This window comes from Pantoea sp. AN62, from assembly GCF_050432985.1.
Classification (GTDB): Bacteria; Pseudomonadota; Gammaproteobacteria; order Enterobacterales; family Enterobacteriaceae; genus Pantoea; species Pantoea brenneri.
The window spans coordinates 21,629-42,289 of record NZ_JBNPYB010000025.1 but is presented as its reverse complement, the minus strand read 5'-3'; the positions used below and the strand labels follow the sequence as shown (position 1 = coordinate 42,289).

Annotated in this window: 18 protein-coding genes, 1 tRNA gene and 1 riboswitch; of the genes, 9 read left to right on the top strand and 10 right to left on the bottom strand. The window is 55.9% G+C overall.

Going from position 1 to position 20,661, the window contains the following annotated elements:
• Positions 1 to 106: 106 nt before the first annotated feature.
• A complete protein-coding gene (gene ribB / locus FHW04_RS22260; RefSeq protein ID WP_046289251.1) occupies positions 107 to 763 on the bottom strand; it encodes a 3,4-dihydroxy-2-butanone-4-phosphate synthase in 657 nt (218 codons plus the stop codon).
• A gap of 110 nt (positions 764 to 873) precedes the next feature.
• Positions 874 to 1,032: riboswitch (FMN riboswitch) on the bottom strand.
• 170 nt (positions 1,033 to 1,202) lie between these two features.
• Here ribB and ubiK point away from each other — a divergent pair.
• On the top strand, positions 1,203 to 1,595 hold the full coding sequence (ubiK, locus tag FHW04_RS22255; RefSeq protein WP_031376501.1) for a ubiquinone biosynthesis accessory factor UbiK: 393 nt from the start codon (positions 1,203 to 1,205) through the stop codon (positions 1,593 to 1,595).
• A gap of 42 nt (positions 1,596 to 1,637) precedes the next feature.
• Here ubiK and hldE read toward each other — a convergent pair whose 3' ends face one another.
• The 3 genes from hldE to FHW04_RS22240 all read right to left on the bottom strand — a co-directional run bounded on the left by hldE (position 1,638) and on the right by FHW04_RS22240 (position 7,332).
• Positions 1,638 to 3,065 (bottom strand): bifunctional D-glycero-beta-D-manno-heptose-7-phosphate kinase/D-glycero-beta-D-manno-heptose 1-phosphate adenylyltransferase HldE, encoded by a 1,428-nt coding sequence (hldE, locus tag FHW04_RS22250; protein ID WP_031376500.1) that lies wholly within the window; start codon positions 3,063 to 3,065, stop codon positions 1,638 to 1,640.
• 70 nt (positions 3,066 to 3,135) lie between these two features.
• Positions 3,136 to 5,988 (bottom strand): bifunctional [glutamate--ammonia ligase]-adenylyl-L-tyrosine phosphorylase/[glutamate--ammonia-ligase] adenylyltransferase, encoded by a 2,853-nt coding sequence (gene glnE / locus FHW04_RS22245; protein ID WP_089561958.1) that lies wholly within the window; start codon positions 5,986 to 5,988, stop codon positions 3,136 to 3,138.
• A gap of 33 nt (positions 5,989 to 6,021) precedes the next feature.
• A complete protein-coding gene (locus tag FHW04_RS22240) occupies positions 6,022 to 7,332 on the bottom strand; it encodes an inorganic triphosphatase (RefSeq protein ID WP_031376498.1) in 1,311 nt (436 codons plus the stop codon).
• Positions 7,333 to 7,604: 272 nt separating this feature from the next.
• On the opposite strand from FHW04_RS22240, the gene FHW04_RS22235 reads away from it, so the two are divergent.
• Both FHW04_RS22235 and FHW04_RS22230 read left to right on the top strand, forming a co-directional pair.
• Positions 7,605 to 8,225, top strand: a complete 621-nt coding sequence (locus tag FHW04_RS22235) for a TIGR04211 family SH3 domain-containing protein (RefSeq protein ID WP_069729240.1) — start codon at positions 7,605 to 7,607, stop codon at positions 8,223 to 8,225.
• Positions 8,226 to 8,383: 158 nt separating this feature from the next.
• Entirely contained in the window at positions 8,384 to 9,616 is a 1,233-nt protein-coding gene (locus FHW04_RS22230) for a multifunctional CCA addition/repair protein (RefSeq protein ID WP_031376497.1), read from the top strand.
• A 15-nt stretch (positions 9,617 to 9,631) separates the two neighbouring features.
• Here the strand turns inward: FHW04_RS22230 and bacA are convergent, their stop codons facing one another.
• Together bacA and folB are read right to left on the bottom strand one after the other, a co-directional pair.
• Positions 9,632 to 10,450: an undecaprenyl-diphosphate phosphatase gene (gene bacA / locus FHW04_RS22225; protein WP_031376496.1), complete on the bottom strand. Its 819-nt coding sequence runs from the start codon at positions 10,448 to 10,450 to the stop codon at positions 9,632 to 9,634.
• A 193-nt stretch (positions 10,451 to 10,643) separates the two neighbouring features.
• Positions 10,644 to 11,003, bottom strand: coding sequence for a bifunctional dihydroneopterin aldolase/7,8-dihydroneopterin epimerase (folB, locus tag FHW04_RS22220; RefSeq protein WP_031376495.1), 360 nt, complete (start codon positions 11,001 to 11,003; stop codon positions 10,644 to 10,646).
• Positions 11,004 to 11,111: 108 nt separating this feature from the next.
• Here folB and plsY point away from each other — a divergent pair, with 108 nt between their 5' ends.
• A complete protein-coding gene (plsY, locus tag FHW04_RS22215) occupies positions 11,112 to 11,717 on the top strand; it encodes a glycerol-3-phosphate 1-O-acyltransferase PlsY (protein ID WP_046289254.1) in 606 nt (201 codons plus the stop codon).
• A gap of 30 nt (positions 11,718 to 11,747) precedes the next feature.
• Here the strand turns inward: plsY and tsaD are convergent, their stop codons facing one another.
• A complete protein-coding gene (tsaD, locus tag FHW04_RS22210; protein WP_069729241.1) occupies positions 11,748 to 12,761 on the bottom strand; it encodes a tRNA (adenosine(37)-N6)-threonylcarbamoyltransferase complex transferase subunit TsaD in 1,014 nt (337 codons plus the stop codon).
• Positions 12,762 to 13,039: 278 nt separating this feature from the next.
• On the opposite strand from tsaD, the gene rpsU reads away from it, so the two are divergent.
• From rpsU to rpoD, 3 genes are all read left to right on the top strand, one after another.
• Entirely contained in the window at positions 13,040 to 13,255 is a 216-nt protein-coding gene (rpsU, locus tag FHW04_RS22205) for a 30S ribosomal protein S21 (RefSeq protein ID WP_001144069.1), read from the top strand.
• Between the two features lie 118 nt (positions 13,256 to 13,373).
• Positions 13,374 to 15,119 carry a DNA primase gene (gene dnaG / locus FHW04_RS22200; protein WP_089561959.1) on the top strand — a complete coding sequence of 582 codons (1,746 nt, stop codon included), beginning with the start codon at positions 13,374 to 13,376 and terminating at the stop codon, positions 15,117 to 15,119.
• 375 nt (positions 15,120 to 15,494) lie between these two features.
• Complete coding sequence (gene rpoD / locus FHW04_RS22195) at positions 15,495 to 17,339, top strand: RNA polymerase sigma factor RpoD (RefSeq protein WP_031376492.1); 1,845 nt, start codon at positions 15,495 to 15,497, stop codon at positions 17,337 to 17,339.
• A gap of 83 nt (positions 17,340 to 17,422) precedes the next feature.
• On the opposite strand, the gene mug is transcribed toward rpoD, so the two are convergent.
• Positions 17,423 to 17,935, bottom strand: coding sequence for a G/U mismatch-specific DNA glycosylase (mug, locus tag FHW04_RS22190; protein WP_089561960.1), 513 nt, complete (start codon positions 17,933 to 17,935; stop codon positions 17,423 to 17,425).
• Positions 17,932 to 18,516, bottom strand: a complete 585-nt coding sequence (locus tag FHW04_RS22185) for a TetR/AcrR family transcriptional regulator (RefSeq protein WP_089561961.1) — start codon at positions 18,514 to 18,516, stop codon at positions 17,932 to 17,934. The genes mug and FHW04_RS22185 overlap by 4 nt, the downstream gene beginning before the upstream one ends.
• A 138-nt stretch (positions 18,517 to 18,654) precedes the next feature.
• Between FHW04_RS22185 and FHW04_RS22180 the strand changes: the two genes are divergently transcribed.
• Complete coding sequence (locus FHW04_RS22180; protein WP_089561962.1) at positions 18,655 to 19,446, top strand: SDR family NAD(P)-dependent oxidoreductase; 792 nt, start codon at positions 18,655 to 18,657, stop codon at positions 19,444 to 19,446.
• A gap of 190 nt (positions 19,447 to 19,636) precedes the next feature.
• Positions 19,637 to 19,712: transfer RNA gene (locus FHW04_RS22175), tRNA-Ile, on the top strand.
• A 102-nt stretch (positions 19,713 to 19,814) separates the two neighbouring features.
• Here FHW04_RS22175 and FHW04_RS22170 read toward each other — a convergent pair.
• Positions 19,815 to 20,648 (bottom strand): DUF4942 domain-containing protein, encoded by an 834-nt coding sequence (locus tag FHW04_RS22170; protein ID WP_046495848.1) that lies wholly within the window; start codon positions 20,646 to 20,648, stop codon positions 19,815 to 19,817.
• Positions 20,649 to 20,661: the final 13 nt, after the last annotated feature.

The following is a 20,661-nucleotide window of genomic DNA, read 5'->3' as shown; positions in this document are numbered from 1 at the left end:
ACGAAGGCTGGCTGACGGCTCAGATTGCCGCCACAAAAGCGGACGTGCGGATTAAGCGCCGGTAAAACAGGCCGGGCTGGCCTGTTTTACCGCGTCATCACGCTGATTAACTGGCGTGACGCGTTTCGTGGCTACGACGCCAGGCCACTAAATCCTCAATCGTTACCACTGGCATATTGTGTTGTCTGGCAAACGTAATGGCTTCCGGCGCATGCGCCATGGTGCCGTCATCGTTGGTCAGTTCGCACAGTACGCCTGCCGGCTTGAAGCCCGCCAGAGTAACCAGGTCGATGGTTGCTTCGGTGTGACCGCCACGGGTCAGCACACCGCCTTCGCGCGCGCGCAGCGGGAAGACATGACCAGGACGATTGAGATCGCTGGGTTTAGCATTATCGGCAATCGCGGCACGAATGGTGGTGATACGATCCTGGGCAGAAACCCCGGTGGTCACACCTTCGGCCGCTTCAATCGTCACGGTAAAACCGGTGCCGTAGGAGCTGGTGTTGTTCTCCACCATCATCGGCAGATCTAACTGCTGGCGACGCTCTTCGGTCAGGCAAAGGCAGACGATGCCGCTGCCGTGGCGAATGGTCAGCGCCATCTGTTCAACGGTCATGGTTTCCGCGGCGAAGATCATATCGCCTTCGTTTTCACGATTTTCATCGTCGAGCACCATCACACCGCGTCCCTCACGAAGGGCGGCGATAGCACGTTCTACACGCTGTTCAGGCGTGCCAAATTCAGAAAGTAGCGTCTGATTCATGGTAATAAAAACCTTTAAATGTATGGGTTACCAGAATCAGGGCGTGCTTAGGAGTGACGTCAAAAAGACGTGGCAATAACGTGAAGCAGACACAATTGTCCGACAGATGTCGTTACCCTCTCCCATCCGGACTGTAACCGTCGGCCCCGGAATTACACCGGATCTGCTGACCTTCATGGCGAATTTTCATCATCATGAAGCGCTCGCGGGCTTTCAGCCTAAGCTGATTTACCGCCGGTGGGGAATTGCGCCCCGCCCTGAGAATAAGCGTTTTTACTATAGCGCCGATTATCTGGAGCGGCAATCATCAATAGTGCAATTGCTTTTGCATTTCCTGCGTTGCCGATTTGAGGTTTATCCTTTTCATTTCTGGCATTACACTTAACCGTTATCAGGTTAGTAAAATGCTGACACAGCTCCCCGAAACCAGGAAATCATCATGATCGACACGAAAAAAATTGAACAACTTGCACGTCAGGTTCACGAAGCGATGCCGAAAGGGGTACGTGAGTTTGGTGATGATGTCGAAAAGAAAATTCGTCAGGTTCTTCAGGCGCAGCTGACGCGTATGGATCTGGTCAACCGTGAAGAGTTTGATGTGCAGACGCAGGTGTTGCTGCGTACGCGGGAAAAACTGGCGGCGCTGGAACAGCGTCTGGCACAGCTGGAAAGCCAGAGCGGCGCAACGCCGACAGCACCAGCCACCAGCGCACCCGTTGCTACGGCAAACACCGCAGCGGCGGGCGCAGCGACCTCTCCTGCCGCGTCACCCGCACCGTCAGTGATCACTACTCCAGATGTGGTCAAACCTGATACTGACAGCAACAACTAATCACCGGTTTAGCGGGAGCAGGTCTCCCGCTGACTACGGGTGTTAGCTGTCGCCGCGAATGGTTTTAATGATATTGGTGGTTGAGATGCCATCTTCAAAATTCAGCACCTGCACGTCTCCGCCGTTGGCCCACACCTCTTTACTGCCGGCGATATCTTCCGGTTTGTAATCACCGCCTTTCACCAGCAGATCCGGCAGGATACTGGCGATCAGCCGCTGCGGCGTATCCTCTTCAAATACCACCACCCAATCTACCGCTTCCAGTGCACCGAGTACGATCATGCGGTTTTCCTGCGGGTTAACCGGGCGGCTCGCGCCTTTCAGCCGTTTGGTTGACGCATCGCTATTCACCGCCACGATCAGGCGATCGCCCAGCTTACGCGCATTGGCCAGATAAGAGACGTGACCGGCATGCAGGATGTCGAAAACACCGTTGGTCATCACCACTTTTTCGCCACGCCGACGCGCCATTTCGACTGCCGCTTTCAGCTCCGCTTCGGTCATGATGCCGAAGCCCTGCTCCGGACGGGCATGAATCGCATTTTCCAGCTCAACGGTGCTGACGGTGGAGGTCCCGAGTTTACCCACCACTACGCCAGCGGCGGCATTGGCGAGGAAACAGGCCTCTTCCAGCGAGTCACCAGCCGCTAACGCCGCAGCCAGCACGCCGATAACCGTGTCGCCCGCACCCGTCACGTCATAAACTTCCTGGGCCTGAGTCGGCAGATGCAACGGCGCTTTGCCGGGTTGTAGCAGCGTCATGCCATTTTCTGAACGGGTCACCAGCAGCGCGGAGAGATCGAAATCAGCGATCAGCTGCATACCGCGCGCCACGATCTCCTCTTCGTTTTTACACTTACCGACCACCGCTTCGAATTCAGACAGATTAGGTGTCAGCAGCGTTGCGCCACGATAGCGGGCAAAGTCGGTGCCTTTCGGATCGATCAGCACCGGGACGTTTGCTTCGCGCGCCAGGGCGATCATGGTCTGCACGCTGCAGAGCGCGCCTTTGGCGTAGTCAGACAGCACCAGTGCGCCCGCAGCCGCCAGCGAAGCACGCATTTTTTGGTGGATCGGTTCGGGATCGACCTGATCAAAACCCTCTTCAAAGTCGAGCCGGATCAGCTGCTGGTTACGTGACAGCACGCGCAGTTTGGTGATGGTCGGATGGCTTTTCACCGCCACGAAATCGCAATGTACGTTGACGTCTTTCAGCGTGTTACTCAACACGCGCGCCGCATCATCTTCACCGGTCAGGCCAATCAGCCGTGAGGCGGCACCGAGTGCTGCAATGTTCATCGCCACGTTTGCTGCGCCGCCAGGACGCTCCTCAACGGTGTCCACTTTCACCACCGGAACCGGTGCTTCAGGCGAGATACGGCTGGTAGGGCCATACCAGTAACGATCCAACATCACATCGCCAACGACCAGCACTGAGGCTTGGCCGAACGCGGGCAGAGTAACTTTCATTCCAGACACTCCAGACTGCATTAAAAATAGTGCGCGGATGATAGCACAGTTGCGATTTGTGCTATCAGCATCACGCCGGGAGAGACGCGGGCGAGTTAAGCCAGCGCTGCCAGCTGGCAACAACCGTTTGCCGTTCGGCGGCGAAAGCATCCGGCTCCACATGGCCGGGCAGCTCCTGCAATGCCCGATGGTGCAACGCATCGCGCAGCGTAACGTACACCTGCGTCAGCGCCTGCGCTTCATCGGCGGGCATTTTATGGTATTTCGCCATCAGTTCAAAAATACGCACATTGTCGGACCAGCGCGTCAACTCAGGTTGTTCAGCGGCGTAGCGTAAGACAAGATATTGGGCGATGAATTCAATGTCGGTGATTCCACCCTGATCGGTTTTAATCTCCCAGCGTCCTTTATGCTTGTTACTGAGGTGAGCGCGCATCTTTTCTCGCATTTCTCGCACTTCAGTCTGTAACGCCTCAGCGGGACGCGGCAGACAGAGGATCGCCTGGCGGATGGCATTAAAACGTTCGCCCAGCGCAGGTTCGCCAAACACCACGCGCGCCCGCACCAGCGCCTGATGCTCCCAGGTCCAGGCCTCATTGCGCTGATACTCGTCATACGCTTCAAAGGTGCTGACCAGCATGCCCGCCGCGCCGGAAGGACGTAGCCGCGCGTCCACTTCATACAGAATGCCGGATGAGGTGCGGGTACTGAACAAGTGCATAATGCGCTGGGCGAGGCGCAGATAGAACTGGCGGCCATCAATGCTGCGCTCTCCTTCGGTCACCGCATCTGCCGGGCAATCGTGCAGAAAGACTAAATCGAGATCGGAACTGTATCCCAGCTCCCAGCCGCCCAGTTTGCCGTAGCCCAGCACCGCAAAGCCGCGTTCGTGCTCATTACTCAGGTGCGATGGCCGGCCGTAGCGCTGCACCATCATGTGCCAGGCCTGGCGTACCACCGATTCGATAATCGCCTCGGCCAGCCAGGTGAGGTGATCGCTCACTTTCATCACCGGTAGCGTGCCGGCGATGTCGGCAGCGGCAATACGCAGATGCTGCGCCTGCTTAAACTGACGCACCGCCTCAAGCTGCTGCTCCTCATCATCGGTGGGAATTCGCATCAGATACTGACGCAACTCATCACGGTAGGCATCAGTGGCGGTGGGCTGGTAGAGCGTGGCCGGATCGAGCAGTTCGTCCAGCAACAGCGGGTGCCGGGCCAGCTGACTGGCCACCATCGGCGAAGCGGCGCACAGACGGATCAAATGCCGCAGCGCACCGTGATATTCGGTTAATAATTCGAGGTAGGTGCTGCGGGTCAACACGCCAAGCAGTAACGGCGTCAGGCGGCTGAGCGTGACGGCAGCATCGTCGCGCGGACAGACTTCGCTTAACAGACGCGGCATCAGCTGGTCCAGCGCCTGGCGACCGCGCGGGCCGATGGTGCGCCGGCTGATATCCTGGCGAAACGCCTCCAGCGTCTGGTGCAGCGTGCGGCACTGTTCATCGCTGAGTTGTGGCACCAGCGGTGCCAGTTCGCTCTCTTCCAGCGGGTCCTGCCACAGCATCTGGTATTCCGCCAGCTCGCGCTGATCGCCAATCTCTGGCGTATCTTCGCCAATCAGCTCATCAAAAATAGCGCGAACCGCCGCCATCTGGCTTTCGAGTGCCGCCATCAGGGCGGGCCAGTCCGCGTTGCCCATCGCCCATGCCAGGCGGGCGCGATGCAGCTCATCTTCAGGTAAAGTCTGGGTCTGCTCATCACCCAGGCTTTGCAGCAGATTCTCCAGCCGCCGCAGGAACAGATAGGCTCCACGCAGCGCATCGACCTGCTCTGCGGGTAATAACGCCAGCGCTTTTATCGCTTCCAGCGTCGGCAGTAAGGCGCGCAGTTGAAGTGAGCGCTCACGTCCGCCGCGAATCAGCTGAAACACCTGGACGATAAATTCGGTTTCGCGAATGCCGCCTGCACCCAGTTTGATGTTGTTTTTCAGGCCGCGCCGCCGCACTTCCCGGCTGATCATACCTTTCATGTTACGCAGCGACTGAATCACGCTGAAGTCGATATAACGCCGGTAGACGAACGGCCGCAGCATCTGTTGTAACTCCTGGCTCCAGCGATCGTGCTCGTCTCCCATCAGTCGCGCTTTGACCATCGCGTAACGTTCCCAGTCGCGTCCCTGCTCCTGGTAATAATCTTCCAGAGCGGCAAAGCTCATGACCAGCGGGCCGCTGTCGCCAAACGGACGCAGACGCATATCAACCCGGTAGACAAAACCATCCATGGTCGGCTGATCAAGCACCTTGATCAGCCGCTGTCCCATGCGGGTAAAAAACTGGGCATTATCCAGTTCCCGCCGTCCGCCGCGGGTGCTGCCGTTTTCCGGCCAGGCAAAAATCAGGTCGATATCGGATGAGAAGTTCAGCTCGCCGCCGCCCAGCTTGCCCATACCGAGGATCAGCATCGGTTGCGCTTCGCCATCGGCGTTGCAGGGAGTACCAAAATCACGACAGCAATCCTGATAGACCCAGTCGCGCGCCCGGCTGATTAACACTTCCGCCAGTACGCTTAACTGCTGCAGGCTCTGTTCCGTGCTGGCGTGTTGCAGGCACTGCATCCAGGCGATACGCACCAGCATCCGGCGGCGAAACAGTCGCAGTTCGCGCATCAGGCTGGCTTCGCTATCAACCGTCGTCATCACCTGATTCAGCCAGTCAGCGTAGTGCTGCCACTCGTCAGCCTGCGGCGGCGCATGACAGATCGCCTGCCACCAGTCGGGATGCTGTTGCAGGTTTTCCAGCACAAAATCACTGAAAGCCAACCCGGCCGCCTGCTCCGTGCTCAGCGAAGCAAGGGGAACCTCAAGCTGCTGCGCGGCGCGTGCCGCCTGTTCGCGTAACAACGCGGGAAGTGCTGACAACATAAATCCCTCCATGATGGCGTGGCACAGGTCAGGTTAGCGGGCAGACCCGCTGGTGAGCCAGAACGGTGGCTGTTTCAGCGCCTGCGTCGTCAGCCAGGCTAATCCGGCTTCCTGTTGCTCATGAATCGCTGACAGCAGCTGTTGCCATGGTGCCAGCCAGACCGCCACATCTTCCTGCGGATAAGCGCCGGCCAGTAAATGCACCGCCAGCAACTGGCGCGACAGGCGGGTCGCTTTATCCCGATACTCATTAGGCTGCTTAACCGTGCTGAAGGTCTCTCTGAGATCGGCATTAATGCGGCTCAGCATGATGTCGCCAAAGCGTTTAAACGAACCTTGTAATTTGGCCTGGCCTTTGACATCCACCCACTGCTGCCATTGCGATTCCACCAGCCAGTGCGTCAGCGCCAGCTGGGTTTCCACCGCCAGCGATGAGAGGCAGAAGCTGGTTGCATCCACCTCGTCGTTGACCAGCGTCTCTTCCAGCGTGGTCAGCTGCTGACGCAAGGCGCTGCTGGCCTTGCGCGGCACCAATGCACCAAACAGGGAAAACGCCTGACGCAGCACATCCAGCGCTTCACGCACCGCATCCTGTGCCGCTGCGTTGCCGCGCAGCCAGACTTCTTCGTGATACTGCCAGTGACTGAGACCGGCCGACATAGCTGCCACCATGCCCTCTTCTACCGTGGCTTTGGTACCGGCTTTCAGCAGCGGGAAAGGACGCAGCTGACGCGGCGGATTGCCCTGCGCCAGCTGATAACCGCGTGCGGCTTTGCTCAGGCTGCCCATGCGCAGGCCGCCTTGCGCCACCAGCTGTCGGGCAATGGCCAGCATATCTTTTCGTTCACCGCGCTTTAATTCCAGTTCGATTTCGCACAGCGGTTCGCTCAGGTCGCCCGCCGTGACGTCGCCCTGATCAAACGCCAGCTCAATCTCGCTGTCGCCGATGGTGATCAGCCAGGTTTCACGCTGGAAATGCGTGGTAAACAGCGGCTGTAACCGTGACTGCAACGCCGCAATGTCGGTGCCCTGCGGCCAGATGTCAGCGGGCAGCTGCGCAATATCCAGCGTGGGCTCGCTCAGGTCGACATTATATTCCGGGCGCTGATGCAGCCCGCCAAGCGTTTTACCGGCCGCTTTCAGCGTCATTTCATAACGCTTATCGACGCCACGGATGCGCAATCCCATATCCCAGCGTCGCAGCTGGTTATCGTCGGTTTCAAAATAGATGTTGGTCAGCTCGCGCGCAGGCTGATGCTGATGCGGCCACGCCGCGACAAGGTCAGCCAGTTTCCCGGCCGCCTGAGGAGTTGCAATGAACTTTAGTTCGATTTCGATGGTCATAATTTTTTATTCACTACGCCGCTGGCACTTAAGAGGATGTTTCCTGCATATTTCAGGCGATAATCAGCAGGTTACTCATGCTGTCGCCTGGAGGGCAAGGGGTTATCAGGCGAAGATTAATGCACAGAAGCCGCGCTGTCTCTGCTTTCTTTGTGCTTTCGCAGACCTTTTCGCACTCTCATGAGACCAGGATAGTTCTCATAGTGATTTATGTGAGGCCTCTCCAGACTGTGCCGGTAAATTTTTAGTCAGACTAAGCAAAACGAAATCGAATGAAAAAAATCACACTCGCTGGACTCACTTTGCTGGCCCTCAGCACCCTTGCACCTGCCCACGCCGACGAAAAACGCTACGTGTCTGATGAATTATCGACCTGGGTTCGCAGCGGACCGGGCGATCAGTTTCGCCTGCTCGGTAAGCTGAATGCCGGGGAAGAGGTGCAGCTGCTTCAGACCAATAATGATACCCATTATGGCCAGATCCGTGACTCGGAAGGCCGCACCACCTGGATCCCCCTGTCGCAGCTGAGCGCCAGTCCCAGCCTGCGTACCCGGGTGCCGCAGCTGGAACAACAGGTTAAAGATCTTACCGCCAAGCTGGATAATATCGACAACAGCTGGAATCAGCGCACCGCTGAAATGCAGAATAAAGTCGCCAGTAGCGACGGCGTGATCAACGGGCTGAAGGGCGAAAACCAGAAGCTGAAAAACGAGCTGATCGTTGCGCAGAAGAAAGTCAGTGCGGCAAACGTCCAGCTCGATGACAAGCAGCGCACTATCATCATGCAGTGGTTCATGTATGGCGGCGGCGTGCTGGGTGTCGGTCTGCTGTTAGGTTTACTGTTGCCGCACATGCTGCCGCGCCGCAAGAAAAACGATCGCTGGATGAACTGACCCGTCTCTGCCGTTTTTCATCAGGGGATCGCCAGATCCCCCTTTTGGCATGCCTGCAATCTGCTGAATCTGTGCAACAATAGAGCAACATGCACTGCTGAAGTGTCGCGCGGGATGCGCCCGGCGTGCAGGTCATTTCTTTTTCTCTGGAGTTTTGCGTGAAGACGTTTCTTGTGGGCGGCGCAGTGCGTGATGCACTGCTGAAGCTGCCGGTTAAAGACAAAGATTGGGTGGTGGTCGGTGCCACGCCCGAGGCCATGCTTGAGCAGGGCTATCAACAGGTCGGTCGCGACTTTCCCGTTTTCCTGCATCCTGACAGCCGCGAAGAGTATGCGCTGGCGCGTACCGAGCGGAAAAACGGGAAAGGCTATACCGGATTCGTGACCTGGTCCGCGCCCGATGTGACGCTGGAGCAGGACTTACAACGCCGCGATCTGACCATCAATGCGATTGCGCAGGATGAAAACGGCCGGCTGATTGACCCTTACCACGGCCAGCGTGATATCGCCCAGCGCCAGTTGCGGCATGTTTCTGACGCCTTCAATGAAGATCCGCTGCGGGTGTTACGCGTGGCGCGCTTCGCGGCGCGTTTCGCCCATCTCAACTTCCGTATTGCCGCCGAGACGCAGCAGTTGATGCAGCAGATGGTCAGCAGCGGCGAACTGGCCCATCTGACCGCTGAGCGGGTATGGAAAGAGACGGAAAAAGCGCTGACCAGCCGCAATCCGCAGGTCTATTTTCAGGTGCTGCGCGACTGTGGCGCGTTGCAGGTGCTGTTCCCGGAACTCGATAATCTGTTTGGCATTCCGGCGCCGGCGAAGTGGCATCCGGAGATCGACACCGGCGTGCATACCCTGATGACGCTGACCATGGCGGCCGCGCTTTCTGAATCAGTCGATGTGCGCTTCGCCACGTTGTTCCACGACGTCGGCAAGGCGCTGACGCCGCCTGAAAAATGGCCCAGCCATCACGGCCACGGCCTGGCGGGCGTGCCGCTGGTTGAGGCGATTTGCCAGCGTCTGCGGGTGCCTAATGCGATTCGCGATCTGGCGCTAATCGTCACCGAATTTCACGACATCGTGCATACCATTGAGCGCCAGTCGGCCGCCTCGCTGGTGGCGCTGTTTGATCGGATCGATGCCTGGCGCAAACCGCAACGCGTCGAGCAGATGGCGCTGACCAGCGAAGCCGATGCGCGCGGGCGTGCCGGTCTGGAAAGTATGGCGTATCCGCAGGGTGACTATCTGCGACGAGCGTTTGCGCTGGCGCAGGCGGTGCCGACCAAAGCGGTGATTGAGGCGGGCTTTAAAGGTGCAGAGGTGCGGGAGGAGTTAACGCGACGACGGATTGACGCCGTCGCGCAGGGTCTGGCTATACCGCAGCCTGACTAGCAGGCTGCGCTCGGTTTACATGAAGACCATGTAAACCGCTGCCGCCACGATAAAGCGGTAGATGGCGAATGAGACGAACGAGATACGCTTAATCAGCTCCAGGAAGGCTTTAATCGCGATCAGCGCCACCACAAAGGCGGTTACGAAGCCCACGGCGAACATCGGAAAGTCAGCCATGGTCAGGAAGCCGATGCTCTTGTACATATCCAGCACCGTCGCGCCCATCATCATTGGCACCGCCAGGATGAAGGAGAACTCAGAGGCCGCATAGCGGCTCACGCCCATCAGCATCCCGCCGGAAATGGTCGCGCCTGAACGAGAGAAGCCCGGCCACAACGCTAAGCACTGAAAGCAGCCAATCATAAACGCCTGACGATAGGTAATATCGTCGACGCCGACCGCTTTCGGCTGCTTCGGTTTGAGATACTCTGCCGCCAGCAGCAGCACGCCTCCCACCACCAGCGCATACATCACGTTGATCGGATTAAACAGCGTTTTGATCTGATCGTGCAGTACCAGCCCCACGACCACCGCTGGCACCATGCCCAGCAGAATGTGGATCAGTGATAAACGTCCGCTACCGACACCTTCATGTTTTACTTCACCGAAGTGGATACCGATCAGGCCAAACAGACGCCGCCAGAACATCACGACAACGGCCAGAATCGAGCCTAACTGGATAACCACCTCAAAGGTCTCTGCTTTCTCGCCCTCAAAGCCCAGCAGGTGACCCACTATAATCATGTGCCCTGTGGATGAGACCGGTAAAAATTCGGTCAGCCCTTCCACAACGCCCAGGATTGCAGCTACCCAAAGCTGATGAATATCTGCCATCAAATTTTTCCTCTATCCGTTTTAAAACCATTAAAAAGGCGCTAGCGCAAAGGCTATCGCCTGAAATCATGCCTGCATCAGCCTGAGTAAAACCTTAAGGTCTTAGGCCATTTCGCTTGCTCCAACGAAACGGCACTCGCTATGACAGACAGTAATTTGGTTTGGTTTCATTGTGATGGCAATCACATCGCATTTATTTAGGAATAGTCCCGCGCTCAATTCGCACGCCAACCTGCGCTGCCTGGGCGATAGCGCCCGGTTTGCTTACCTTTACGCGTACGCCAGGCGAATTGAAACGGTTCATCAACAGATCCGCGATTTCTTCAGCAACCCGCTCAACCAGCGCAAAACGACTGCCGGTCAGGTGCGTCAGAATCGCTTCAGAGACGTCGGCATAGCTGAGGCAATCGTTCACATTGTCGCTGCGCGCCGCCAGACGGTTATCCCACGCCATTTCGACATCGAGCACCAGCTTCTGCTGCATACCCTGTTCCCAGTCGTAAACGCCAATGGTGGTGAACACCGTGAGTTGTTCTATAAATACGATATCCATGATGATGGTCTCTGTTTTTGGCTAAGCCGGATACCACTTCCGGCGGATTATGCGTATTATCCACGGTTGATGAGATCAAAACGACCCAAAAGGTAACGGTACGGTGTTATGAGTGCTTTCGCGCCTGGTATGATTATTTTCGCGTATCTCTGCGGTTCGATTTCCAGTGCGATTCTGGTCTGCAAACTCGCTGGCCTGCCCGATCCCCGTACCCACGGTTCAGGCAACCCTGGCGCTACCAACGTGTTACGCCTTGGTGGTAAAGCGGCAGCAGCCTGCGTGCTGGTGTTTGATGTGCTGAAAGGGATGGTGCCGGTCTGGCTGGCGTATCTGCTGCATGTGACGCCACTGTTTCTGGGCCTGACGGCGATCGCGGCCTGCCTCGGTCATATCTATCCGGTGTTCTTCCAGTTCCGCGGTGGCAAAGGTGTCGCGACGGCTTTCGGGGCGATTGCGCCGATTGGCTGGGACTTAACCGGACTGGTGACCGGCACCTGGCTGCTCACCGTGCTGCTCAGCGGCTACTCATCGCTCGGCGCGATTGTCAGCGCGCTGATTGCTCCGTTCTACGTCTGGTGGTTTAAGCCCCAGTTCACCTTTCCGGTTTCGATGCTCTCCTGCCTGATCCTGTTACGCCATCACGACAATATTCAGCGTTTGTGGCGCGGTCAGGAAGGAAAGATCTGGAAGCGTAAGAAGAAATCGCAGGAATAAAAAAAGCCGGCTAAGCCGGCTTTTTTACCTTCAGATGGCGGGGAGTTCCGCCAGCGGCCAGCGTGGTCGTACGCTGACGCCTAATCCCCCGCGCGTTCCGCCTTTCAACCGCACCATGCCCGCATACGCGATCATCGCACCGTTATCGGTACAGAACTCAGGGCGCGCGTAAAATACTTCTCCGCCACGCTTCTGCATCATCACCGCCATCTGCTCACGCAGCGTCCGGTTGGCGCTGACGCCGCCGGCAATCACCAGACGTTTAAAACCGGTTTGATCCAGCGCGCGCTTGCATTTGATCGCCAGCGTGTCGACCACCGCATCTTCAAAGGCCCGGGCGATATCAGCGCGGGTCTGCGCGTCATCATCATTGGCGCGGATGGTGTTGGCGGCAAAGGTTTTCAGGCCCGAGAAGCTAAAGTCCAGCCCCGGACGATCGGTCATCGGACGCGGGAAGGTAAAGCGTCCTGCCGTTCCCTGCTGCGCCATCTTCGACAGCATCGGTCCGCCAGGATAATCCAGCCCGAGCAGCTTGGCAGTTTTGTCGAACGCCTCACCGGCCGCATCATCGATTGATTCGCCCAGCAATGCATATTCACCGATACCGGTGACGCTAATCAGCTGGGTATGCCCGCCCGATACCAGCAGCGCCACAAACGGAAATGCAGGCGGATTGTCTTCCAGCATCGGTGCCAGCAGGTGGCCTTCCATATGATGAACCGGCACCGCGGGCACTTTCCAGGCGAAGGCCAGCGCGCGGCCAATAGTGGCACCGACCAGCAGCGCGCCGACCAGGCCCGGACCGGCCGTATACGCCACCGCATCGATCTGATTCGGCGCTAACCCAGCCTGTTTCAGCGCCGCCTGAATTAACGGCACCGTTTTACGCACGTGGTCGCGTGATGCCAGTTCCGGCACCACACCGCCATAATCGGCGTGCAGTTTTACCTGGCTGTACAGCTGATTCGCCAGTAACCCGGCCTCATCGTCATAAATTGCGATGCCGGTTTCATCGCAGGACGTTTCAATACCCAGAATTCGCATTGCATCACCTCTTTCTCGCGGCGCGCAGTTTAGCACAGCAATTGTGCGGGCAGAGCGGGCAATCCCCGCAAAAAGTCATTTTCTGTCGGCTAAAGAGTACGCTATACTCCCGCCCCTGGAAAAACCGGCAGCCGCACAGGCAAACGCTCCTGTTGGTTTCAAATTATCCATGGTGCTTTACAAACCAACGCGAGTTGGAGTAAAATGCTGCACCATTTTGAAATGTGCTGGCGCCGCAGTCAGCAGCAAAAACCGAATTTTATCGAGGTGAGAGTTACATGCCGGTAATTAAAGTACGTGAAAACGAGCCATTTGACGTAGCATTGCGTCGCTTCAAGCGTTCCTGCGAAAAAGCAGGCGTTCTGGCTGAAGTTCGTCGTCGTGAGTTCTATGAAAAACCGACTACCGAACGTAAGCGCGCTAAAGCGTCTGCAGTTAAGCGTCACGCCAAGAAACTGGCTCGCGAAAACGCACGCCGCACTCGTCTGTACTAATTTCTTCTGGAGGTCCGCCTCCACCGCGTGTTAAACGCAGACAGAGTCAAGTAAAAGGCCGTGCTTTCCGAAAGGAAGCGCGGCTTGTTGCCGTTTATGAGCTGAAAATCTGGGGCGTATGGCTGGACGAATTCCACGCGTATTTATTAATGATTTACTTGCCCGCACGGATATCGTGGATCTGATCGATGCCCGCGTTAAGCTGAAAAAGCAGGGTAAGAATTTCCACGCGTGCTGTCCTTTCCATAATGAAAAAACGCCCTCTTTCACCGTAAACGGCGAAAAACAGTTCTATCACTGTTTCGGCTGTGGCGCACACGGCAACGCTATCGACTTTTTAATGAACTACGATCGTCTCGAGTTTGTTGAAAGTATCGAAGAGCTTGCCACTTCCCACGGTTTAGACGTGCCTTATGAAGCAGGCAGCGGGCCCAGCCAGATGGAACGCCATCAGCGCCAGAGCCTGTATCAGCTGATGGAGAACCTGAACGGTTTTTATCAGCAGGGCCTGCAGCAATCCAGTGCGCAGCCAGCACGCGACTATCTTGATCGTCGTGGTCTGAGCGCCGATATCATCAATCATTTCGCCATTGGTTACGCGCCTGCCGGCTGGGATAACGTTCTCAAACGGTTTGGTAAGCAGTCGGAAGACCGTGAGTCGTTGATGGAAGCTGGCATGCTGGTCAGCAATGATAAGGGTCGCACCTATGACCGGTTTCGCGACCGCGTCATGTTTCCGATTCGCGATAAGCGTGGCCGCGTCATTGGTTTTGGCGGACGGGTATTAGGCAACGATACGCCTAAGTATCTGAACTCGCCGGAAACACCTATTTTTCATAAAGGTCGTCAGCTTTACGGCCTGTATGAAGCACTAAAAAATCATCCGGAACCCGCCCGTTTACTGGTGGTCGAGGGATACATGGATGTGGTGGCACTGGCGCAGTACGGCATTGATTACGCCGTCGCCTCGCTGGGCACCTCAACCACGGCTGAGCATATTCAGCTACTGTTTCGCAGTACCGACAACGTGATTTGCTGTTACGACGGCGATCGCGCTGGCCGTGAAGCCGCCTGGCGTGCGCTTGAGACCGCATTACCTTACATGAATGATGGTCGTCAGCTACGCTTTATGTTTTTACCGGATGGCGAAGACCCGGATACGCTGGTGCGCAAAGAGGGCACAGCGGCTTTCGAAGCGAGGATGGAGCAGGCAATGCCGCTCTCTTCGTTTTTATTCGACAGTTTGCTGCCGCAGGTTGATCTGAGTTCACGCGACGGTAAAGCCCGCCTGAGTACGCTGGCTTTGCCGCTGATTTCGCAGATTCCTGGCGAAACCCTGCGTATTTATATGCGTCAGGAGCTGGGCAATAAGCTGGGTATCCTGGATGACAATCAGCTTGAAAAGCTGATGCCTAAGCTGGCCGCAAGCGGAACGGCGCCAGTTGCACCACCGCTTAAGCGAACCACGATGCGGGTGCTGGTCGCGCTGCTGATTCAGAACCCGCAGCTGGCCACCCTGGTGCCGTCGCTTGATGGGTTGTCTGAGTCAAAAATGCCGGGATTACCGCTATTTATCGAATTAGTGGGCCGTTGTAATGAGAATCCTGGATTGACCACCGGACAGCTACTAGAGTTATATCGCGGGACAAATTTTAGTCAGACGCTTGAAACTCTGGCGATCTGGAACCACATGATAGTAGATGAGGAAGCCGAAGCGGTGTTTCAGGACTCGCTGGCCAGCATCTACGATTCTGCTCTTGAAGAGCGCCTGGAGTTTTTGATTGCGCGCGAGCGCACCCAGGGATTGAGCGCCGATGAGCGCCGCGAGCTCTGGACACTGAGCCAGGCTTTTGCCAGAAAATAACCTTTTTTAATGATTTGTCCGTTCTGATGTATGAAAGGACAGATTAAGCGTTTTATGGCCGGAATGGCGAGTAAGCCAGGCCATTAGCACAAATTTTAAAGGCCGTCGGCGTCGCTGCCAGTCTGGTTATCGCCAGCGCACAGCCTCCGCAGCGTACTGAAGTACGTGAGGAAGGCGAGCACTGCCGGGGACCAGAATGGCGAGTAAGCCAGGCCATTAGCACCGAGTTTATACAAGCGGCTTAAGTGCCGAATACTGATGGGCAAAGCCCACGCCGCGACGAGGGCAGCGGCAAGAACTAAACGCCTTCACTGCTATTGTTGGCTCGCTGCCGACCGACACCAATCTAATTAACAGAAGTGTGGATACCGTCTTATGGAGCAAAACCCGCAGTCACAGCTTAAGCTTCTTGTCACCCGTGGTAAGGAGCAAGGCTATCTGACCTATGCTGAGGTCAATGACCATCTGCCGGAAGATATCGTCGACTCAGATCAGATCGAAGACATCATCCAGATGATTAACGACATGGGTATTCAGGTGGTTGAAGAAGCCCCGGATGCCGACGATCTGATGCTGAACGAAAACAGCTCCGATACTGACGAAGATGCCGCGGAAGCTGCAGCTCAGGTGTTATCCAGCGTTGAATCTGAAATTGGGCGTACTACCGACCCGGTCCGCATGTATATGCGTGAAATGGGTACCGTCGAACTGCTGACGCGCGAAGGCGAAATCGACATCGCGAAGCGTATTGAAGACGGTATCAATCAGGTTCAATGTTCCGTTGCTGAATACCCTGAGGCGATTACTTACCTGCTGGATCAGTACGACAAAGTTGAAGCAGGCGAATCACGCCTGTCCGATCTGATCACCGGTTTCGTCGATCCTAACGCGGAAGAAGATCTGGCCCCTACGGCAACGCACGTGGGCTCTGAGCTTTCTGAAGCCGATCGTGTTGACGATGAAGAAGAAGATGAAGAGAGCGACGATGACAGCTCCGACGACGATAACTCTATCGACCCGGAACTGGCGCGCGAGAAGTTTTCTGACCTGCGTAAGCAGTATGAAACCACCCGCAATGTGATTAAGAGCAAAGGCCGCAGCCACGCTGATGCCGTTGCCGAAATCCAGAACCTCTCTGACGTCTTCAAACAGTTCCGCCTGGTACCGAAGCAGTTCGATTACCTGGTGAACAACATGCGCGAAATGATGGAACGTGTCCGTACTCAGGAACGTTTGATCATGAAGCTGTGTATCGAACTGTGCAAAATGCCGAAGAAAAACTTCATTACCCTGTTCACCGGCAATGAAACCAACGAAAGCTGGTTCAAAGCGGCGCTGGCGATGAACAAGCCGTGGTCTGAAAAGCTGCTGGAAGTGCAGGATGACGTTATGCGTTCTCTGCAGAAACTGGCGCAGATCGAAGAAGAGACCGGCCTGACCATTGAGCAGGTAAAAGATATCAACCGTCGCATGTCGATCGGTGAAGCGAAAGCGCGTCGCGCGAAGAAAGAGATGGTGGAAGCAAACCTGCGTCTGGTTATTTCGATTGCGAAGAAATATACCAACCGTGGTCTGCAGTTCCTCGACCTGATTCAGGAAGGTAATATCGGCCTGATGAAAGCGGTTGATAAGTTTGAATATCGCCGTGGTTACAAATTCTCGACCTATGCGACCTGGTGGATCCGTCAGGCAATCACCCGCTCTATCGCTGACCAGGCACGTACCATCCGTATTCCGGTGCATATGATTGAGACCATCAACAAGCTCAACCGTATTTCGCGCCAGATGCTGCAGGAAATGGGCCGTGAACCGACGCCGGAAGAACTGGCTGAGCGTATGCTGATGCCAGAAGATAAGATTCGCAAAGTGCTGAAAATCGCTAAAGAGCCGATCTCAATGGAGACGCCGATTGGTGATGATGAAGATTCGCATCTGGGCGATTTTATCGAAGACACCACGCTGGAGCTGCCGCTGGACTCTGCTACCTCAGAAAGTCTGCGTTCTGCGACCCACGACGTGCTGGCTGGCCTGACCGCACGTGAAGCGAAAGTGCTGCGCATGCGTTTCGGCATCGACATGAACACTGACCATACGCTGGAAGAAGTGGGCAAACAGTTCGACGTGACGCGTGAGCGTATTCGTCAGATTGAAGCCAAAGCACTGCGTAAACTGCGCCATCCGAGCCGTTCGGAAGTGCTGCGCAGCTTCCTCGACGATTAAGTCAGACAAAAACCCCGGCACGCCGGGGTTTTTTATGTCTGTCGTTTAGCAATAACCGCCCTGCCCTGCTGTTACCGTCGGTTTTAACCCGCCTGCAATGCGTTATGGAGCTGTCGATAGGCTTCAACCATCTCATCCAGTGAAGCGCGATTCAGTCCACTGGGATTCGGCAGTACCCACACCGCCGTTTTACCGATCGCTATCGGCTGTTTACCCCATTCCACTTTGCTCTGCTGAAAGGCGCGCCGGAAGGCATCTTTACCCAGAATCGCCAGGGCCGCGGGCTGGTAATGCAGCACCTTTTCAATCAGGCGCTTGCCGCCATCGCGTAATTCATCCGGCGCTAACTCACTCGCCTGCACGGTTGGACGCTCAACCAGCATGGTGATGCCACATCCCGTCTCGGTTAACCGCTGCTCCTCTTCCGGTTTAAGCAGCTGTTGAGTAAAACCGGCCAGATGGATCACTTTCCAGAAGCGATTGCCGGGATGGGCAAAGTGATAGCCCTGATGTGCGGTTGACTGACCCGGATTAATGCCACAGAACAGGACGTTCAGATTGGCGCTGATGATGTCGCGGATACTGTGCTCAATCATGCTGCCACCAGTCCGGCGCGCTGCTTCAGGGCGTCACGGCTGCGCTGTAACAGCTGACCGGCATGCTTCGCGTCCGGGCAGGCACGCGCCAGCGCCAGCGCCCCGACCATCTCGGCCTGCATACTGGATGCCAGCGCATCCGCATCTTCACGCTCCAGCTCGCGCAGCAGCTGCGCCAGGCCGTCATGCAGCGCATCGATACCCTGCGTAAAAATAGAGCGGGTCTGTTCAGGCAGATGCGCGACTTCGCTCACCAGCGCAGCGATTGGGCATCCTTCCGCTGGGGTATTGCGATGCGTCTCGGAAAGGTAGGTATCAATAAATCCGGCTAACCGTTGGCCTGGCTGGGTCACCTGATCCGCTGGCGCAAAACTGCCCGCCTCGGCAAACATATGCTTAAGCACCTCCTGTACCAGTTCCTCGCGTGAGGCAAAATGCGCATAAAAGCCGCCGTGCGTCAGGCCAACCCGCTTCATCAGAGCCGCCACACCAATGCCCTCGGTGCCGGTTTCACGCATAACTCGCGCAGCCTCACTCAGGATACGCTGCCGCGTATGCGCTTTGCTGGTCTGCTTCTCCATATCCTCTCCTGCGGTTTCAGATGCGTTGCTTCTGGCTATTATAGTAATTATTACGCTCATCATATTCCAGCTTGACGGCGCATATGATGGTCGTCATATTGGTGTGAATTATGACGACCATCATACGAGGAGTAAATTATGTCAACATCAGGTACGGCGTTAATAACCGGTGCGTCCAGCGGCATCGGCGCAACTTATGCAAAACGACTGGCTGCACGCGGTTACGATCTGATTCTGGTGGCACGCGACGAATCGCGTCTGAACCAGCTGGCGGCGCTACTGAGTGAGCAGCACGCTATTCAGGTTAAGGTGTTGGCTGCTGATTTAACCAGTGAACAGGATGTGCAGCGGGTAGAGTCTGAACTGGTCACTAATGCCAGCATTACACTGCTGCTGAACAACGCGGGTATGAGCGTGGAGGGAGAGTTCCTTGAGGCGGACATCAACCGCATCAATACCATGCTGACGTTAAATATCGTGACGCCCACCCGGCTGGCGCAGGCCGCTGCCCGGGTCTTCAAAGCGCGTGGCAACGGCATCATTATTAATATTGCCTCGGTGCTGGCACTGGTGCATGAGATGTTCAACGGTGCCTACAATGCCACTAAATCTTACGTACTGACGCTAACGCGTGCGATGCAGCGTGAGCTTGCTGACAGCGGTGTGCAGGTGCAGGCAGTGCTGCCTGGCGCAACCCGTACCGAGATTTTTGACCGTGCCGGCCAGCCGATCAACACCATCCCTGCCGAAATGCTGATGGAAGTCGATGAAATGGTCGATGCGGCGCTGGCGGGCCTCGACAACAAGGAAGCGGTAACGATTCCACCGCTGGAAGATCTGCAGATGTGGCAGGATTACGATCGCGCACGCGGCACTATGGTGCCTCACCTGTCGCGTAATAAATCCGCTACGCGCTACCACCAGAGCTGATTCCGCTACCCGTCAGGGCGTTTTTGATGAGGGTACGGCGGCATCCTGCCGTACCAGTTTGAGACCCTGTTACGGTTTATCAGGATATTTGTTATAGAAATCAGCAATTAAAAGCTTGCTGCTTATTTCAGCAACCGGTGGCTGAGTGCTGGATCGCTCAGAAGAGATACTTTATAATCCCCGCTCCGCTGGCCCCTTAGCTCAGTGGTTAGAGCAGGCGACTCATAATCGCTTGGTCGCTGGTTCAAGTCCAGCAGGGGCCACCAAATAAAACAAGGAGTTAGATGAGAAATCATCTGACTCCTTTTTCGTTTTATACGAATCGGGTCAGGTAATGGGTCAGGTAAGGAATTGCCTCCCTGCCCTCTTCATCTCGCTGCCAGCATCCCCGGATAGTGCTTCGCCACGATATCATTCATCTTTTCTGTCAGGTCGATACGTTTAAAAGTGATGTGCGCGGTTCCTTTCTGGAAGTAACGTATACTGAAAAAATCATCTTCGTAAATATCCTTCGAAGGGTTATCCCGAATATGTTCCATCAATCGAGTAGTAACATCGCCACGGTTATCGGGTATCGGTTTACCATCCAGCAGAAATAACATTCGTTCCAGGTCCGCTAATTGATCCCGCCGCCATCCCCAGTTCAAACTAAATCCCCAGCGGCTATGCGTCACCAGATTGTTGACGATGATCTTTTTACCAAAGCTGCAGGGACTATTGGTTTTGTAATCCCACGACAGCCCTTTGAAGACATTGATAATGCCACGCTCAAACACATCCATTTTGTTCAGATGTAGCTGCTCAAAAGTACTGAGGATATTTGCCTCGCTGATGGCGGGCAGATCCCCCTCCTCCAGGTTCTTATGCCACTGGTCACGGGCCTGAGCATCCATCAAGGCCATCATGCCAGACTTCAACATCAAGTCTCGCCAGATACTACGGTCAATATTGCGGGTAACGGAAGGCAGCGCTTTGTCTACCTTTTCGGTCATCCAGCTATCGTAACGATGCCCGGCCTTCATCGCCCAGTCTTGCGCTGTGCCACCGCCAATTTCTGAGGTTAGCCGTGAAATGGCATCAAGCTGCTGAATGAGTTGTTCTATCTGTTTCAGTGCGGCATCGCGGCCAGTCACTATGCGTTCAATACTGGTCGAGCAAATCAGCTCGCTATGATCGGTTAATACTTCAGCTTTAGTTTGCATGACATTTTGTCCT

What these genes read in the sequence shown, in the direction of transcription:
- FHW04_RS22180 (WP_089561962.1), top strand. Translation starts at nt 18,655, where the DNA reads ATGTCAACATCAGGTACGGCGTTAATAACCGGTGCGTCCAGCGGCATC.
- mug (WP_089561960.1), bottom strand. Translation starts at nt 17,935, where the DNA reads ATGATTGAGCACAGTATCCGCGACATCATCAGCGCCAATCTGAACGTC.
- FHW04_RS22240 (WP_031376498.1), bottom strand. Translation starts at nt 7,332, where the DNA reads ATGACCATCGAAATCGAACTAAAGTTCATTGCAACTCCTCAGGCGGCC.
- hldE (WP_031376500.1), bottom strand. Translation starts at nt 3,065, where the DNA reads ATGAAAGTTACTCTGCCCGCGTTCGGCCAAGCCTCAGTGCTGGTCGTT.
- rpsU (WP_001144069.1), top strand. Translation starts at nt 13,040, where the DNA reads ATGCCGGTAATTAAAGTACGTGAAAACGAGCCATTTGACGTAGCATTG.
- ribB (WP_046289251.1), bottom strand. Translation starts at nt 763, where the DNA reads ATGAATCAGACGCTACTTTCTGAATTTGGCACGCCTGAACAGCGTGTA.
- bacA (WP_031376496.1), bottom strand. Translation starts at nt 10,450, where the DNA reads ATGGCAGATATTCATCAGCTTTGGGTAGCTGCAATCCTGGGCGTTGTG.
- plsY (WP_046289254.1), top strand. Translation starts at nt 11,112, where the DNA reads ATGAGTGCTTTCGCGCCTGGTATGATTATTTTCGCGTATCTCTGCGGT.
- glnE (WP_089561958.1), bottom strand. Translation starts at nt 5,988, where the DNA reads ATGTTGTCAGCACTTCCCGCGTTGTTACGCGAACAGGCGGCACGCGCC.
- FHW04_RS22185 (WP_089561961.1), bottom strand. Translation starts at nt 18,516, where the DNA reads ATGGAGAAGCAGACCAGCAAAGCGCATACGCGGCAGCGTATCCTGAGT.
- folB (WP_031376495.1), bottom strand. Translation starts at nt 11,003, where the DNA reads ATGGATATCGTATTTATAGAACAACTCACGGTGTTCACCACCATTGGC.
- ubiK (WP_031376501.1), top strand. Translation starts at nt 1,203, where the DNA reads ATGATCGACACGAAAAAAATTGAACAACTTGCACGTCAGGTTCACGAA.
- rpoD (WP_031376492.1), top strand. Translation starts at nt 15,495, where the DNA reads ATGGAGCAAAACCCGCAGTCACAGCTTAAGCTTCTTGTCACCCGTGGT.
- dnaG (WP_089561959.1), top strand. Translation starts at nt 13,374, where the DNA reads ATGGCTGGACGAATTCCACGCGTATTTATTAATGATTTACTTGCCCGC.
- FHW04_RS22235 (WP_069729240.1), top strand. Translation starts at nt 7,605, where the DNA reads ATGAAAAAAATCACACTCGCTGGACTCACTTTGCTGGCCCTCAGCACC.
- FHW04_RS22170 (WP_046495848.1), bottom strand. Translation starts at nt 20,648, where the DNA reads ATGCAAACTAAAGCTGAAGTATTAACCGATCATAGCGAGCTGATTTGC.
- tsaD (WP_069729241.1), bottom strand. Translation starts at nt 12,761, where the DNA reads ATGCGAATTCTGGGTATTGAAACGTCCTGCGATGAAACCGGCATCGCA.